13 protein-coding genes are annotated in these 16,798 nt (G+C 33.6%); 10 read left to right on the top strand and 3 right to left on the bottom strand.

Annotated features, from left to right (window positions below):
* Positions 1 to 161: 161 nt before the first annotated feature.
* Complete coding sequence (locus tag DOK78_RS15175) at positions 162 to 1,685, bottom strand: flavocytochrome c (protein ID WP_207871500.1); 1,524 nt, start codon at positions 1,683 to 1,685, stop codon at positions 162 to 164.
* Positions 1,686 to 1,911: 226 nt separating this feature from the next.
* Between DOK78_RS15175 and DOK78_RS15170 the strand changes: the two genes are divergently transcribed.
* From DOK78_RS15170 to DOK78_RS15155, 4 genes are all read left to right on the top strand, one after another.
* Positions 1,912 to 2,136, top strand: coding sequence for a DUF1858 domain-containing protein (locus tag DOK78_RS15170; RefSeq protein WP_016174259.1), 225 nt, complete (start codon positions 1,912 to 1,914; stop codon positions 2,134 to 2,136).
* Position 2,137: 1 nt separating this feature from the next.
* Positions 2,138 to 3,463, top strand: coding sequence for a DUF438 domain-containing protein (locus tag DOK78_RS15165; protein ID WP_207871499.1), 1,326 nt, complete (start codon positions 2,138 to 2,140; stop codon positions 3,461 to 3,463).
* 150 nt (positions 3,464 to 3,613) lie between these two features.
* Positions 3,614 to 4,345, top strand: a complete 732-nt coding sequence (locus DOK78_RS15160) for a metal ABC transporter ATP-binding protein (protein WP_207871498.1) — start codon at positions 3,614 to 3,616, stop codon at positions 4,343 to 4,345.
* The gene (locus DOK78_RS15155; RefSeq protein ID WP_207871497.1) at positions 4,338 to 6,092 is read left to right on the top strand and encodes a metal ABC transporter permease subunit; all 1,755 of its coding nucleotides are present in this window, start codon (positions 4,338 to 4,340) and stop codon (positions 6,090 to 6,092) included. The genes DOK78_RS15160 and DOK78_RS15155 overlap by 8 nt, the downstream gene beginning before the upstream one ends.
* A 16-nt stretch (positions 6,093 to 6,108) precedes the next feature.
* Here the strand turns inward: DOK78_RS15155 and DOK78_RS15150 are convergent, their stop codons facing one another.
* Complete coding sequence (locus tag DOK78_RS15150; protein WP_207871496.1) at positions 6,109 to 6,975, bottom strand: metallophosphoesterase; 867 nt, start codon at positions 6,973 to 6,975, stop codon at positions 6,109 to 6,111.
* 151 nt (positions 6,976 to 7,126) lie between these two features.
* On the bottom strand, positions 7,127 to 7,765 hold the full coding sequence (locus tag DOK78_RS15145) for a hypothetical protein (protein ID WP_207871495.1): 639 nt from the start codon (positions 7,763 to 7,765) through the stop codon (positions 7,127 to 7,129).
* A 157-nt stretch (positions 7,766 to 7,922) separates the two neighbouring features.
* On the opposite strand from DOK78_RS15145, the gene DOK78_RS15140 reads away from it, so the two are divergent.
* The 6 genes from DOK78_RS15140 (at position 7,923) to DOK78_RS15115 (ending at position 16,785) form a co-directional block, all read left to right on the top strand.
* Positions 7,923 to 8,693 carry a TatD family hydrolase gene (locus tag DOK78_RS15140; RefSeq protein ID WP_207871494.1) on the top strand — a complete coding sequence of 257 codons (771 nt, stop codon included), beginning with the start codon at positions 7,923 to 7,925 and terminating at the stop codon, positions 8,691 to 8,693.
* Positions 8,690 to 9,253: a ribonuclease M5 gene (gene rnmV, locus DOK78_RS15135; protein ID WP_207871493.1), complete on the top strand. Its 564-nt coding sequence runs from the start codon at positions 8,690 to 8,692 to the stop codon at positions 9,251 to 9,253. Before DOK78_RS15140 ends, rnmV begins: the two co-directional genes overlap by 4 nt.
* On the top strand, positions 9,250 to 10,137 hold the full coding sequence (rsmA, locus tag DOK78_RS15130) for a 16S rRNA (adenine(1518)-N(6)/adenine(1519)-N(6))-dimethyltransferase RsmA (RefSeq protein ID WP_207871492.1): 888 nt from the start codon (positions 9,250 to 9,252) through the stop codon (positions 10,135 to 10,137). The genes rnmV and rsmA overlap by 4 nt, the downstream gene beginning before the upstream one ends.
* A gap of 551 nt (positions 10,138 to 10,688) precedes the next feature.
* A complete protein-coding gene (locus tag DOK78_RS15125) occupies positions 10,689 to 12,152 on the top strand; it encodes a helix-turn-helix domain-containing protein (protein ID WP_207871491.1) in 1,464 nt (487 codons plus the stop codon).
* Between the two features lie 438 nt (positions 12,153 to 12,590).
* Complete coding sequence (locus tag DOK78_RS15120; RefSeq protein WP_207871490.1) at positions 12,591 to 13,406, top strand: class A sortase; 816 nt, start codon at positions 12,591 to 12,593, stop codon at positions 13,404 to 13,406.
* Between the two features lie 109 nt (positions 13,407 to 13,515).
* Positions 13,516 to 16,785 carry a CapA family protein gene (locus tag DOK78_RS15115; RefSeq protein ID WP_207871489.1) on the top strand — a complete coding sequence of 1,090 codons (3,270 nt, stop codon included), beginning with the start codon at positions 13,516 to 13,518 and terminating at the stop codon, positions 16,783 to 16,785.
* Positions 16,786 to 16,798 lie beyond the last annotated feature (13 nt).

The raw sequence follows: 16,798 nt of genomic DNA, 5'->3' as shown, positions 1-16,798 counted from the left end.
TTCATTGAATAATTTTAAATGCATTGATGTATCTAAAATTATTCAATCGGTTCTTTTCTTTTGAGAATTAAGATAAAATAACAAAAAAATGTTCGAATTTTGTGTTTCTAACCATTGTTTTTCGAAAAAAAGAAGATAGGCGAGCTATCTTCTTAAATGAGTTATTCTTTTGCAAAACTTGCTGATTGATTTCCTGCTTGACGGCCAAAGATAATAATATCAGCTACGGCATTCCCACCAATTCGGTTATTTCCATGCAAACCACCTGTTACTTCACCAGCTGCATATAAACCAGGGATCGTTTTGTCTTCTTTGTTAATCACTTGTGTTTCGGTATTAATTTTTACGCCACCCATTGTATGGTGAATTCCTGGTGCAATTTGAATAGCATAGAAAGGTCCCTCAGTTAAATCGTAATCCATGGCTGTTTCACGACCAAATTCTTCATCTTTTTTATCAGCAACTGCTTTATTCCAAGTGTCTAATGTTGCTTTCAGTGTTTCTTCAGGTACATCAATTTTCTTCGCTAGTTCTTCAATTGTGGCACCTTCTTCCACAACACCTTGCTCTTTGTAAAAGTCTACTTGTTTTGCTCTTTTTGCTAAAGCGTCATCGAAAATTAGATATGCATAATGTTCAGGCAATTCAGTTTCAGCAGCTGAAACTTTGTCGCGTGTTTCTAGTTCGTTAAAGAATCGTTTCCCTTGCTGATTTACCAAAATCGCTCCTTCACCACGAACGGTTTCACTAATTAACATCCCATCTTTTTGAACAACAGTTGGATGGACTTGAATTTGGTCCATAGCGACTGTTTGCCCACCTAAAGCTTCAATCATTTTAATGCCATCGCCAGTGCTTCCTTCAGAAGTCGTACTAACATAACCTTTTAAGTCTGGACGGTATTTCGTAATCATTTCTTCATTTGAACCAAAACCACCTGTTGTTACAACAACTGCTTTGGCATTGATTTCTTTTTCTTCACCGTTAATTGAAACAGTTACACCTGAAATTTTATCGTCGGTTTCATTAATTTTTGTAACATCAGCATTGACGAATAACGGAATTTCACGTTCATGAACGTTACGAATTAATCCATCGACTAAGTAACCACCCACAGCAGAACCATCAGCTGGACGATGGATACGTTTTACACTTGCACCACCACTGTAGCTAATATTATTCAACGTAATGCCCATATTATCTAACCAATCAATGGCATCAGCTGAATGGTCAACGAAATAACGAAGTAGGTCACGATCATTGGTTTCTTGTCCACCTTTTAATGTATCTTCAAAAAAAGTATCGTTGCTATCTTCAATCCCTTGTTCTTTTTGGAATTTAGTTTCAGATGCATTCATTCCGCCAGAAGATTTTAAGGTATTCCCACCTGCGATTGGCATTTTTTCAAGAATAACAGGATTTGCTCCGGCTTCTTTGGCTTGTATCGCGGCTGCCATTCCTGCACCACCAGCACCAACAATGATAACGTCATAGCTATCTTTTAATTGTGACGGGTCCGTGTACTCTTGTTCAGATGCGCCCGAATTTGCATCTGATGAAGCGCTCGTTTTTTCAGTAGATGAGTTTGTTGCACTACTTGCACTACTAGAATTTGTGTTACCACTACCACAAGCAGTTAGCAAGAAAGCAGAAACAATTAATAAACTACTTACAATCTTTTTCATTAAAATATCCTCCTAAAATTTGTTTGCAAACATAGTATAATATATCACAAACTAAAAAAGCAATAATTTGTGCAATAAATATTTATTTTTTATATATATTATCCTTTTTTATCATTAAATCATTTGTTTTTTAGCTTTTTCATTATAAAAAGTTAGTGAAAAATATATCAATAAAAGGTATAATACTTTTAAATGAGAATCATTCTTATTGTAAGGAGGAACACAAATGGAGATTGATTTAACAAAAAGTGTCTATGAAATAGTGACATTATATCCTCAAGTGAAGGAAATAATGTTTGAGATAGGATTTAAAGAAATTGCCCAACCAGGTATGTTGCAAACAGCAGGACGTTACATGACGATTCCTAAAGGAGCTAGGATGAAAAAAATTCCGTTAGAAGAAATCGTAGCAACGTTTAAAGCAAATGGTTTTACAGTGAAAGGAGAATAAAATGAAACGAACACGAGAAGAACGTCAAAAAAGAATTGTTGAAATTTTATCCTTGTTACATGAAGGTGGTTCTTTTGAAGAGGCCAAACGTTTATTTAATGAAGAGTTTGATGGTGTAGATGTCACAGAAATCACAGCTGCTGAAAAAGCGTTAATTCAAAGTGGCTTAAATCCTGCCGAAATTCAAAAACTGTGTAATATTCATGCTGCTGTTTTTAAAGGATCAATTAATGATATTCATCACTCAAGTGCAGCTTACGCTCAACCGGGTCATCCAGTACATACCTTGAAATTAGAAAATCAAGTATTACAATCTCTGTTGACGGATGAGATAGATAGTTTATTAGTAAAAATTTCAAAAGGTGATTGGTCAGTAAAAGAGCGTCTCATTAGCGCATTAACGGATTTGTTACAAATTGAAAAGCATTATACTCGTAAAGAAACACTGATTTTTTCTTATATGGAAAAATATGGCATCACAGCTCCTCCACAAGTGATGTGGGGCGTAGATGACGATATTCGTGCAATGGCCAAAGAACTAGTCGCTTATACAAAAGGAGAAAAAGTTGCCTATAATCCATTAGTTGAAAAATGGGTGACTGTAAAAAATGAAATTGAAGAAATGATTTTTAAAGAAGAAGAAATTATGGTGCCAATGATTTTAGATGTGTTTAGCTTAAAAGATTGGGAAAAAATTGCTTCAGATAGTTTCGAAATTGGCTTTGCGTATATTCCAGAACCATTACCATTTAAAGCAAGTCAAGAAGATATAGCCAAAGAGCTGGCACGTGAGCCTTTACGATTAGCAGCTATTCAGCAAGCCAAAGAAACAACTGATGCTATTGCTGCTGGATTAAAGAGTGAATCAATTGCTATGGAAGAAACCTACGACTGGGAACAAACGAATACTGCAGATACTGTGGTTTTACCCACAGGAGTGTTACAGCTTAAACAACTGATTGCCTTGTTTCAAGCATTACCAGTTGATCTAACGTATGTTGATGAAAATGACCGTGTTCGTTTTTATTCAGAAGGTAAGGAGCGCATTTTCCCTCGTACAAAATCAGTCATTGGTCGTGAAGTGGTCAATTGTCATCCACCAAAAAGTATGCACATGGTCCAACAAATTTTAGATGATTTTCGTTCAGGAACACGTGACCAAGCGGATTTTTGGATTGATTTAGGACCGAAGAAAATTTATATTCGTTATTTTGCACTGAAAGACACAGACGCTCAGTATTTAGGCTGTTTAGAAGTCACACAAGATATTACAGAAATTCAAACAATAGCTGGACAAAATCGATTGTTAGAAGATTTTACAAAATAATTAAAACGAAGAAATGAGGAGTAAAACTTATTTCTTCGTTTTTTTGATTGCATTTTTTCTGTGTTAGTTATATAATTCGCTTAAATAAAAGTTTAGGTTAGCCTAAAAATATAAATATGGTTAACTATATTTATCAAAGGAGGAAAGAATATGTTGAAGTTTCAACAAATTTCTGCTAGCTATGATGGGATTCATCAAGCGGTAGATAAAATATCTTTTACAGTTGAAAAACCAGCTATTGTGGGAATTATAGGTCCCAACGGCGCAGGGAAATCAACGTTTATTAAAGCAGCATTACATTTAATTTCAAATACAGGGGAAACGACAATTGATGGACAACCATTAAAAACTGTCCAGAAAAAAATTGCTTATGTAGAACAAAAAACGGCAATTGATTATACCTTTCCCATTACTGTTCGTGAGTGTGTTTCATTGGGACTGTATCCTCAAAAAACGATTTTTCAACGTTTTACCAAAAATGATTGGCAAAAAGTTGATGCAGCTTTGGACTTAGTTAAAATGAGTGAGTTTAAAGAACGTCAAATTGGAGAGCTTTCAGGTGGTCAATTTCAACGTGTCTTAATTGCACGAACACTTGTCCAAGATGCTTCATACATTTTCCTAGATGAACCTTTTGTAGGAATTGATGCAACGAGTGAAGGCATTATTATGGATTTGCTACAAAATTTTAAAGCACAAGGCAAAACCATTTTTATTGTGCATCATGATTTAAGCAAAGTTGAAGAATATTTTGATGAATTAGTTATTTTAAATAAAGAGTTAATTGCTTATGGACCTACACAAGAAGTATTTATAGAAAAGAATTTAGTTGCAGCATTTGGCGATTCTATTTTTATTAGAGGAGGTCGTTTAAATGATTAGTAATTTCATTGATGGATTAGTCAATTATCACTTTTTACAAAATGCTTTGATTACGTCTGTGGCGATTGGTATGGTTGCCGGAGCCATTGGTTGTTTTATTATTTTACGAGGCATGTCCTTGATGGGTGACGCGATTTCACATGCTGTATTACCAGGTGTGGCATTGTCTTATATTTTAGGCATAAATTTCTTTATCGGAGCGATTGTATTCGGTTTGCTTGCTTCGGTGTTGATTACGTATATTTCCCAAAATAGTGTCATTAAAAGTGATACGGCGATAGGGATTACGTTTAGTTCTTTCTTAGCTCTGGGAGTTATTTTAATCGGTGTAGCGAATAGTTCAACGGATTTATTCCATATTTTGTTCGGGAATGTATTAGCAGTTCAAGATAGTGATAAATGGATTACTTTAGGAATTAGTGTTCTTGTACTCGTTTTAATTGTTTTATTCTTCCGTCCGTTACTAATTACGTCATTTGATCCAATGATGGCGAAAGCCTTTGGAATGAAAGTGGAAGTTTACCATTATTTATTGATGATGTTATTAACGTTAGTTTCCGTTACTGCGATGCAAAGTGTCGGAACAATTTTAGTAGTCGCAATGTTAGTGACGCCAGCTGCAACGGCGTATCTATTTACCAAACGTTTGAGTCATATGTTAGTATTATCCAGCTTTTTAGGTGGAATTTCATCTCTTATTGGTTTGTTTATTGGGTATAGCTTTAACATTGCAGCAGGTTCAAGCATTGTTTTAACTGCCGCAACGATGTTTGTCTTAGGCTTTTTATTATCACCTAAACAACGTGCTAAAAATGGCAAGAAAAACTGGTTATTCGCTGCTGGTCTGATTGCTTTATTAGGTGGTGGAATTGCGTTATATACGAACCTACATGCTACCGAAGAAACAGAAGATAAATTAAATGTGGTCGTGACCAATTCCATTTTAAAAGATATTACAGAACAAATTGCTGGCGATCATATCAATTTACACAGTATTGTACCTGTGGGTAAAGATCCCCATGAATATGAACCTTTGCCCGAAGATGTGCAAAAATCAACAGATGCCGATGTCTTGTTTTATAATGGTTTGAACCTTGAAACAGGCGGCAATGCTTGGTTTACTAAACTGATGAATAATGCCAAGAAAACGGTCAATGAAGATTATTTTGCAGTCAGTGATGGTGTAGAGGTGCTTTATTTAGAAGATGAGGCGGCTGGAAAAGAAGATCCTCATGCGTGGCTGAATTTAGAAAATGGGATGATTTATGCAGAAAATATTGCAAAACATCTGAGTGAAAAGGACCCAGAAAATGCAAGTATTTATCAAGAAAATCTTACGAACTATCTCGCATTACTGACTGAATTAGATGAAGAAGCAAAAGCTAAATTTGCTTCTATTCCAGATGACCGCAAATTAATTGTGACGAGTGAAGGATGTTTCAAATACTTCTCGAAAGCCTATGATGTACCTTCTGCTTACATTTGGGAAATTAATACCGAAGAAGAAGGAACGCCAGATCAAATTCGTTTATTAGTCGATCGTTTGAAAAAATCAAATGTCCAATCTTTATTTATTGAAAGCAGCGTGAATCCTAAACCGATGCAAAGTGTTTCTAAAGATTCAGGAATTCCTATTTATTCTGAAATTTTTACGGATTCAATTGCAGAATCTGGCAATGATGGAGATAGCTATTATGCAATGATGAAATGGAATTTGGATAAGATTTATGAAGGATTAGCAAAATAAAAAAATCGCATCGAAATTAATCTTTCGATGCGATTTTTTCGTCTTTTGCAAGATGATAATAGATAATTTCAGGTGGAACACCTAAACGCATAGGCACGACACTCATTCCCAAACCATTGTTGATTGACAGCAGGGTTTTATTGGCAAATAAATACAGACCTCTTTTGTAAGTAGTAGCACCAGGATGTTTATAGCGAACAAAAGGCAAGCGAATTTGTCCTCCATGACTGTGACCGGCTAAAATCAAATCATAGTTTTGAAGATTTTCAACCTGTTGTACGCTGTCTGGTTCATGGATTAACAGCAAGTGCCATTGAGCAAGAGTTGCTTCAAAATCAAATTTGGGTGAACCTTTTATACAATCATCTACGCCTGCAATATTAATTGAAATATGTTCATTGGATCCGAAAATTTCTTCGTTTTTTAATAACGTAAAGCCAGATTCTTTAAGAACTTCACTGACAAAATATTGACCATCGCCAGAATAATCATGGTTTCCTAAAATGGCAATTTTTCCCATGGGAGCAGACATTTTTTTTAATTTTTCAATTAAACGTTTTGTATCGCTACTGGGCCATTTTTTATAGTTGTCAATTAAATCACCAGTAAAGATAATTAAATCAGGTGAAGTCTGCATAATCGAACGAATTACTCGATTTAAACGATAGGGTTTGTATAAGCGTGAAAAATGGGTGTCACTAATATGTGCAATAATCATATTGGTATTTTCTTCATATAAATCGTAAGCGTTGGAAATATCTAGAACTTGCATTTTATTTTTGCGGATAAAGTAATGCTTTTTCTTCAATCGGCGTGGCTCAATGAAGACCATATACAAAAGAAGAAGAGCGATTGTAATCATTATCCCATAAAGTATGTACATGTATTGGGTCTCCTTTGCCATTTTTAATGTAACATATGTATATAGAATAGTGGATTATAAGCAAAAAAGCAATCGAACAAAAGAGAAAATTTTCGCATAAAAAAGTCTGTCGAGTACTTCTTAAGAGTCGACAGACACAAATTCCACATCATTATTTTCTGCGCTTAAAGCGTGTTTTTTTGCCTTTTTTTGAAGGAAGTAAAAAGACTAGACAATCATAAGGCAAACTAATTAAGGACCATGCTAAAGCTTTGCTTGATGGTTGACTAACATATACATTACGAAATAAAAAGTGCATACCAACTAGTCCTACAGCACCAAAAGCAAGTAACCATCCTGTCTGGTCAAAATAAGCAAATTGACGAAATGCTACAGTCATCATGGGATACAAATAAAAGAAAGCTGCCGCTAAACCAAACCGCCAATTACGAGTTAATTGATATAAGCTAAGTAAAAAGAACAATGCCGATAAGAAAATACCAAGTGGCGGAAACAAACTCACTAAGAAAGAATACAGCATACCAAAAAGTAACATACCTGGACCTTTAACTAATGCGGTAATACCAACTAAGATTAAAAGAATTACTAATTGTTGAGGAAAACTAGCAATTGTTAACATTCCGAAACCCAGTAATAGTAACCAATGGGTGAAGGTATTTACTTGATTTTTATCAGAAACTCGTTGTTTTTGGCGCAGTTGTTGTGCGAATTGCGGAAAATCTTTTTGAAAGGCTAACCCTTTATCTTTTGCTCTTGAATAATACCGGTACTGCGAACGTAAACGTTCCATCCCAATCCCTCCTTTTTCTTTTTCTACTATATTATAAGAAAGAATAGGTTCCAACGTATCCATCTTTAGACGGATGTTTGCCTAGGTCTTAAGAGATACTCGTTTCGAATTTAGCGAAAATGTGCTATTGTATACGAGAGAATTAGGAGGAAGAAAGATGATTTTTGATTCACATACACATTTAAACGCTGAGCAATTTAATGATGATATTCCTGAAACGATTGCTCGTGCCAATGAATTAGGCGTAACGGAAATGGCTGTTGTTGGATTTGATTATCCAACAATTGAAAAATCCTTACAATTAAGCCAAACATATCAGGATATCTATAGTATCATTGGCTGGCATCCAACTGAAGCAGGAAGTTATACAAAAGAAGCTGAGGCATTCTTACAAGAACGTTTAACACAACCAAAAGTGGTAGCGTTAGGTGAAATTGGCTTGGATTATTATTGGATGGAAGATCCAAAAGACATACAAGAAAAGGTTTTTCGTCGTCAAATTTCGATTGCTAAAGAACATGGCCTACCTATTAGTATTCATATGCGTGATGCTATTGAAGATACGTATCGGATTTTAAAAGATGCAGATATTCGTGAAATTGGTGGAATTATGCATAGCTTTAGTGGCGATGATATTTGGGCACAGAAATTTTTAGATTTAGGGATGCACCTTTCATTTAGTGGCGTTGTAACGTTTAAAAAAGCGTTAGAAGTTCAAGCAGCAGCAAAAGTTGTTCCGTGGGATCGACTCTTAGTTGAAACAGATGCGCCTTATTTAGCACCTGTTCCGTATCGAGGGAGAAGGAATGAACCTGGCTATACACGTTTTGTCGTTGAAAAAATTGCAGAATTGCGTGAAGTGACTTTTGAAGAGGTAGCAAAACAAACAACGGCAAATGCCCATCGTTTGTTTGGGATTGAGCGATGAGTAAATTAGCGATTGAAGAAATCATTGTCGTTGAAGGCAAAGACGACACTCGCCGTATTCAAGAAGTTGTTGAGGCAGATACAATTGAAACAATTGGTTCGGCGATTAACGAGGACATTTTGGAACAAATTGCTCATGCGCAAGAAACACGCGGGGTCATTATTTTTACGGATCCTGATTTTTCTGGTGAGAAAATTCGTAAGACAATCATGGAGGTTGTTCCGGATGCTAAGCATGCATTTTTACCAAGAAGCCAAGCAAAAGGAAAGCGCAAAGGGGCAAGTTTAGGTGTTGAGCATGCTAGTAATGAAGCGATTTTAGAGGCATTACGCAAAGTTGTTACGCCTGTAACCAACCAAGAACTAGGTATTCCTCGTCAAGCGTTGCTAGATTATGGCTTAATCGCAGGTCAGCAAGCGAAAGAGCGTCGCGAAAAATTAGGCGATGAATTACGAATAGGCTATACAAATGGCAAACAATTAGCGAAACGTTTAGCGATGTTTCGAATTACCGAAGAAGAATTAGCAGAAGCAATGAAAAAAGTGGAGGAAATCCTGTGAACGAAAAAAGAGAAATTGCTGTCCCATCAAGAACAAAAGAAATTCTTGCAAAACACGGTTTTACATTCAAAAAAAGTCTTGGACAGAACTTTTTAACAGAACCGAATATTTTACGCAAAATTGTTGAAACAGCAGATATTACCGAACAAACCAATGTTATTGAAGTCGGACCTGGAATTGGTGCATTAACTGAACATCTAGCAAAAAATGCGCGCCAAGTTTTAGCATTTGAAATTGATGATCGCTTAATTCCCGTATTAGCAGATACTTTACAAGATTATCCAAACGTTCAAGTAATTCATCAAGATGTCTTGGCAGCGGATTTAATTCATGTTACACAGGAAAAATTTGAAGCAGACTTACCAATTAAAGTAGTTGCTAATCTCCCTTACTATATTACGACACCAATTATGATGCACTTTTTAGAATCTGGCTTACCCGTTGCTGAAATGGTCGTGATGATGCAAAAAGAAGTTGCAGACCGTATTTCAGCTAAGCCTGGAACTAAAGCATATGGTTCATTATCTATTGCTGTTCAGTATTATATGGAAGCAAAATTAGCTTTTATCGTACCCAAAACGGTTTTTGTTCCTCAACCTAATGTTGATTCGGCGATTTTAAAATTAACACGTCGAGCAACACCTGCAGTTGAAGTAACCGATGAAAAAGAATTTTTCAAATTAACCAAAGCAGCTTTCCAATTACGCCGTAAAACACTTTGGAATAATTTGCAAAATAATTATGGGAAAGATGAAGCAACTAAAAAATGGCTACAAGCTAGTCTAGAAGCAGCTGAAATTGATCCTTCACGCCGCGGAGAAACATTAACTTTAGCTGAATTTGCCGCATTAAGTAATGAAATGGAAGCAAAAAAACCGCTATAGGTCATTTCTCACAACGAAATCGAATGAAACAAAAACAACACGAATTGACAACTGTTGTTTTTGTTTTTTTTTATACTATAACATTTTTATTTCTAAAAAAGGTTGATTTACATATATACGTTTTGTTTTTTTAAGCCGATACTTATTAGATGGTTACTGATTTATAGAGGAAACAGTTGTTTTCTAAAAACCTCATTTTTTTCCTTATAAAAAACATTAAAAAATAAAAGAATTATTATCAATATTTTTTGTTTTCATATAAAATATTTTTTGTTCTTTATAGAAAATGTCTGAATTAGAGATAGCTTTTTATAAAATAACGAGCCATTATTATGTAAAAATTTTATTTATAATGAAAAAATATGGAAATAGATAATGAGAATGCTTGTGAAACTCGTTTTGTTTGCTTGAATTTATAATAAATCTTATCCGATGAATGAAAAAAATTATAAATAAAAAATAAGGAATTGATAAGATGATTGGTAAACAAGAATCTTGTTAATGTAGTTAGTACATAAATAATGAGGAATATTGAATAAGGAGAAAATAGCATGTTTGAAATTTTTTTGGATAAAGAAGAGCAAAAAAAGTATATGTTTATAAAAAAACTAGAAGAATCAGACAGTTTTACCTTATCGATCAATGAAATGATGAATGAATTGCAAACTTCGAATTATGTATTCAAACGACTTACCCAAAGTTTGCTAATGGATTTTCAGCGTTTTGATTTGGATAAATTATGTGCGATAGAGATTATTGACCAAAATATTATGTTGAGTTCTAAAGAACATAATATTGCTGAAACACTTTTTGAATTATATATTCAAGAATCAATCAAGTACCGCCTTGTGTTACAAGCCTTTTTACAAACGTATAAATCGTTAAATGAATTTGCTTTAACGGAATCAATTAGTTACCCAATTGCGCATAAAAGCCAAAGTGAACTAAACAAAGAATTACAAAAATTAGGATTTAAGATTAATCGACGCTTTCAAGTAGAAGCAGAAAATGAAGTGGAATTACGTTTTTGGGCAACAGAGCTTTTATTAAAAATTGAAAAAAATAATTTTTTAATTTATGAGAAAAGCGATGATTTTTTTATTAATAATCAACAGAAAAAATTACATTTTGTAAATACCACACTCTTTCAAAAGCTCCATATAAAACACACATTGTTTGTTATTGATACACGTATTAGACATCATTATTTCATAGAAAATGATTGCGAATTTGAAATTATCGACAATAAGCTTTTGCCAAAGGAATTGATAAATACTAGTCGGTTGTTTTTAGAGCGATTTCAATTGTCAGAAAATATACTATGGAATGAAATTTACGCATTGAGTCGCTATTATTTTAGTTTAGAAAGCCTTACTTACCCCTTAGAACTTCCGTCAACCTTTACGATAAGTCGTTGGAATAGCAGTTTCATTAGTGCTTTACAAAAGAAATTTCCTAGAATTTGGAATTATCCTGAAGAAACGAACCAATTATATAAAGAAATTTTTTATGTTCATATTGATTTGCTCAATAAAGGAAAAATCCATAATTACTTTATTAATGCAGAACAAGTGGAGTATTTTAAAAACAGATTTCCGGAAATACACGCATTTTTAACGATTTATATTTCTAACTTAAAAGAAACAGAACCCTTTTTGCATGACCGTAGAAAATATTTGTTTTTGAATTATATGATGACAATCATCACTGTTTTACCATTAGAAGCTATTTTAGATCCTGTTTATATTTATATTGATTTTTCTCAAGGCCGTTTTTACAATCATTTTATTGAAACATTAGTAACAAATTTTGCAAATATAGGAGCAATTGTGACACCTGTCGTGGATAGAGCGGATATTGTCATAACAGATAGTAGGCGCATAGCAACGAATGTCGACAAAGAATTTGTATTTTTGCTAAATTTACCTCAAGCAACTGATCTAGAGTTTCTATTTCAGAAGATTGTTGATACACGTTGGTGGAAAAAACATGAATCACAATCAGAATTACGATAACCATAAGGATTTTATCAATCCTTATGGCTTTTTTTATAAAAAAAGATGGATTTTTATAATTTTTTTTATAAAAAAAGGTAAAAAAACTATAAAAACTGAAACCGTTGTCCTTGACTTGTACAGATAGATTTAGTCAAAAAATACTTTTTAATAATAAAAAAGCTGGAATAAAAAAATAACACGACAAAAAGACAATGATTTTTTCGAATTGCTGGATATTTGTCGTTATTTTATATGTGTCTTTTTTGTGAAGAATAAAATATGTTTTTTTGTTTTTCAATCCAAGGATAAAAATTAGGAAATTTATATGAGAATTATTTTTTGATTAAAAAATAATTATAAAAAAGGTAGGGTTTATTTGTTAAATTGAAGTACATTCATATTCAAGAGGCAGATTTGCTAGCTAACTACAGATTATTTTAATGGGAGATTTATAGTATGAAAGAAAAAACAAAAAGAAGAATCAAACTCGTTTTTTTTCTTATGTTACTAATCGTTGCTTTACTTTTAATTTTTAACAATCAAATTCAAGAAGCAATTGTTCGCCATAATAGTCAATCATTTACCATAGCGAACGTGAATCGAGAAGAGATTCTTGAAAACCAAAAAAAAATTACTCAAAGTAAATCAACAGATGCAACCAATTCATCTTCTAATATAACAAACTCTTCTACAAAAAAAGAGCAAGATATTGACTCAGAAGAAAAGGCGAATGCACAAAATACAGATGGCATTACCTTTGATTTTTCAGCAGTGGAACCGATTAGTACCCAAGCTGTAGTAGAAGCACAACTAAATAAAAAAAATTCAACATATCCTGTTGTTGCTGGAATTGCTATTCCAAGTGTCAATCTCAATTTACCTATTTTTTTAGGCTTAGCAAATGAGAACTTATTGTGGGGAGCAGGAACAATGTCGCCTTCTCAAGTGATGGGCAGTGGAAACTATGCCTTAGCCAGTCATTTGTCTTATGATCCCTATGCGTTATTTTCACCATTAGTGAATGTGAGCATGGGCGATCGTATCTATCTGAATGATTTAACAAATGTTTATATTTATGAAACCTATTCAAAAAAATCCGTTGCACCTGATGCGACAGAAGTTTTAGATGAAGTACCTGGTCAAGCTATCGTTACATTAGTAACCTGTGGCGATTATGATGCAACCAGTCGATTAATTATTCAAGGACAGCTAGTAGACGTTGTTCCTGTTGACCAAATGACGACAGACATGACGACAGCATTTGGGTTGTAATAAAGTTATGCTTATTTCTTTGTAAAGATGAACTATAGCACCACAGAATGAACCAAAAAGAAGCATTAGAATTTTTTTTAAAAATGAAAATGAGTTTTGGAGGGGTATTATGGAATGTTGGGAAAATCATACGTACGAAGCAACAGCACTTACTTTTTCAGATACAAAATTATTTAATGAACGCCCAACAGGCAATCGTTTATCGCCGTGGGGAGTAAATCATTTATTGCTTTATTTGCTGATTTTGACAGATTTACAAGATAAGAAGTTATCTCCAGATCAAGTAGTAACTTTTTCTAGAGGCGCAATGGTTGAAAAAGACGCATTACGTTCAACGCATGGCGTTCGTGGGGAAGAACGCTTATTAATTGATGTATTAAATCAAGCAATTTCATTAAATGCACCAGACTGTATCCGCGCTTTATGCCAATTGTATGGCAGTGAGAAAGAAGCACGGAAAAAAATAAATCAACTAGCCATTAAATTAAATATCTCAAAAAAATCTCAGATTAGTTTGACGGGGCGTCAAGCCAATCGTCAAAAAACGAACTTATTTGATTATTATAAAGTTGGTTTAGCTTACTTGAAATTAGCAAGATCCACTTTTTCTTATATAAAAAATAGAATTCATATTATTCAGGGGAAAAAATATCAACCGCAATCATTTATGGATTTAAAAGGTGATGCTATTGCTAGCATTTTTTGGGGAGATCAACAGAGTAATGCTTTAATTTTTCGTGAGGTTGCTGGACAGTTGGTGTGTTCACTAGTTATTAACAGTCAAAACTATATTCAAACCGTTGAATTAGCTTTATTAACCTCATTAGTCTCAGATGAAAAAATAGAGGAAATAGAGTTAGAGAATCCCATCATTAATATCCTAGCAGATACGTATTTTGGTGAATTTTATACAAAAAAACGTAAGTTGAAAAATCAAGCAGATGCGTTACAAAAATATGGTTATGCACATTCTTTTGAAAAATTATCAAAAAAAATGAAGAAGGAAGACTTCAATATTGTTACTTATGAGGGGGTGCTAATCAAACCCAATGAACCTTGTTATAACGAAAGAAAAGTTTTCTATCTTGGTGGGGATAAAGAAAAAACGATTAAGGAACTAAAAAATCGTTTCGTTAAGATGATTAACTTGGGAAATAATCATGCGAAAGACTATGGAGAAGAGGCGCTTTTAGATACGATTGATAGTTTAAAAGCAGCAGAAATTTCTACAATAGGTTCAGGTGAAAATCTGTCGGATGCCATTAAACCAGTAATTGTAACCTATGGGAATCAGAAGTTAGCATTTTTTTCAGGATATTGGCATCGTAATGGGCGTGACTTAGATTTTGACTTTTATGCAACAAATCGTTCAGGAGTTACCACATTAGATGGAATATTATTAGAAGAAATCAAACAATTTAAAAATAGAAATCCTCAAACCCAAGTGGTTGTTTTTGCACATTGGGGTGTAGATTTCAAAAATGTATTAGTATCACAACGACAGTTAGCAAAAATTTTAGTTGAAAAAGGTGCGGACTTAATTATTGGTAGTGGTCCCCATAAAATTCAAGAAGTAGAAGAAATTGATGGAACACGGGTATTTTATAGCATAGGTAACGGGATTTTTAACAATAATGGTCTAGAATTCACTAAACCAGAAAATTTCCCATATGGTTATTTCTTAAAATGGAATATCCAAAAGAATAAAATACAAATCTATCCTTTTTGGAATTTTAATCTTGATACATTTTGGCAACCTTATTTTATTAATGAAAAAGATAGACAAACAGTTATTCAAGATATAGAAACGCTTAATTCGAATAAGTTACTAACTAGTGCAAAAAAAGATGAAGCAGGTCACCTGTACTATGAAATAGATGCTTTTAAAAGGAAAACGCAGACAGCTAATGAAAACAGTAAATGGTTAGAGTGGTTTGACCAAAATCTGAAGGGGTATTTTTTACAATCAGACATTATCCCCGATTTTAATTTTGATTTTATGAGTATTGATCCAAAAGTAATAGAAGAAACGCAGTGTGAAAATGCCGTATATGTTTCTTTAAGTAAAGAAGATTTAAAAAATATGATTTATTTACCTAACTGGAACCCACTGCATAGAAATGAACAGTTACTAAATAGTAATGCCATTCATAAAATAGGATTAATTATTACAGATACGCCAATCGAACAGTATAAAGACAGTATCCCGCAATATATTGTAGAGAATGGGTTACAAACAGCGTCATTATTAGCAGATTGCATGACAGAAAATGCTTCTGGAAAAATGGTTACTATTACTGGTAGTGCAGGGAAATCTTCTGTGCGAATGCTTTTAGAGCAATTGTTAGAAAAAGAAAAGCCAACTAGTAATACAGGAAATTCAAGCTTACATCTTCCTAATTTAGATATTGCATTGAGTCTAATTACTAATCCTACCATAGCATTAATTGAAGCTTCTGTTGGATGTATGAATCGATTAGGGTATGGGAATGAGACGTATCGTTATCGTAGTGATGTTGCAATTATGACATCATATGGAAATGCCCATGCAAAATATGGTGTAGAAAGAAATCTATCCTGTAAGACGGAACTGTTTAGACATACAAAAAATGGAGCTACGGCAATTATTAATGGTGATATTGAAGAAAAATATTTATGGAAAATACTCCGTGAAGCAAATAGTCAAAATTTGCAGATTAAAACATATAGTTTAACAGATTCTACTGCGGATTGTTGTTTAGTAGAAAGGATTATTACACGAGATGATTCCGAAATAACAGTGTCATTAAATCGTCACCTCTATACATTTAAAGTAGTTGCGGATAATTTAGGAAGAATCCAAAATATTATGGCTAGCTTACTAGCAATCGATGCTTTAGGTTATGCCGTAAATGATTATATTCATTGTTTTCAAGAGTATCATAATTTGCCGAGGAATTTGGAGAAATGTGTGATTGAAAATGAGGATATGAAAGTTACTTTAATTGATGACACACATAATAGTTCCATTCTTGCTTTAAAAAATGGTTTGCAAACATTTAAAGAAAAACGAAAATTTTATACGGGAAATAGTTTATTAGTACTGGGGGAAGTCGCAGATTTAGGAGAAATCAGCTTCCAAGAGCACTATAAATTAAAAGAAATGATACAAGATAGTCCAGCTGACCAAATATTTTTATGTGGTAAGGCATTTCAACAACTGGCAAACGAACTTCCAGAAATCCAATGGTTTGAAGAAAAAGAATTAATTGCTAAAGAAGTTGAAAAATATATAGAAGATGATTCTTTCATATTTATTAAAGGATCGTCACTCAGTAAATTTTATACAGTTGCTGAACAATTAAAACAGTACAGTGTTAAGCAAGAAGCTATACCTTGATGTGCTTAATTGA

Source organism: Enterococcus sp. DIV2402 (assembly GCF_017426705.2).
GTDB classification, from domain to species: domain Bacteria; phylum Bacillota; class Bacilli; order Lactobacillales; family Enterococcaceae; genus Enterococcus_F; species Enterococcus_F lowellii.
This window is presented reverse-complemented; position numbering and strand designations above follow the sequence as displayed.

Excerpts from the sequence above, each read along its gene's own strand:
- DOK78_RS15145 (WP_207871495.1), bottom strand. The coding sequence starts at position 7,765 with ATGGAACGTTTACGTTCGCAGTACCGGTATTATTCAAGAGCAAAAGAT.
- DOK78_RS15175 (WP_207871500.1), bottom strand. The coding sequence starts at position 1,685 with ATGAAAAAGATTGTAAGTAGTTTATTAATTGTTTCTGCTTTCTTGCTA.
- DOK78_RS15125 (WP_207871491.1), top strand. The coding sequence starts at position 10,689 with ATGTTTGAAATTTTTTTGGATAAAGAAGAGCAAAAAAAGTATATGTTT.
- DOK78_RS15140 (WP_207871494.1), top strand. The coding sequence starts at position 7,923 with ATGATTTTTGATTCACATACACATTTAAACGCTGAGCAATTTAATGAT.
- DOK78_RS15150 (WP_207871496.1), bottom strand. The coding sequence starts at position 6,975 with ATGTACATACTTTATGGGATAATGATTACAATCGCTCTTCTTCTTTTG.
- DOK78_RS15160 (WP_207871498.1), top strand. The coding sequence starts at position 3,614 with ATGTTGAAGTTTCAACAAATTTCTGCTAGCTATGATGGGATTCATCAA.
- DOK78_RS15115 (WP_207871489.1), top strand. The coding sequence starts at position 13,516 with ATGGAATGTTGGGAAAATCATACGTACGAAGCAACAGCACTTACTTTT.
- DOK78_RS15165 (WP_207871499.1), top strand. The coding sequence starts at position 2,138 with ATGAAACGAACACGAGAAGAACGTCAAAAAAGAATTGTTGAAATTTTA.
- DOK78_RS15170 (WP_016174259.1), top strand. The coding sequence starts at position 1,912 with ATGGAGATTGATTTAACAAAAAGTGTCTATGAAATAGTGACATTATAT.
- rnmV (WP_207871493.1), top strand. The coding sequence starts at position 8,690 with ATGAGTAAATTAGCGATTGAAGAAATCATTGTCGTTGAAGGCAAAGAC.
- DOK78_RS15120 (WP_207871490.1), top strand. The coding sequence starts at position 12,591 with ATGAAAGAAAAAACAAAAAGAAGAATCAAACTCGTTTTTTTTCTTATG.
- DOK78_RS15155 (WP_207871497.1), top strand. The coding sequence starts at position 4,338 with ATGATTAGTAATTTCATTGATGGATTAGTCAATTATCACTTTTTACAA.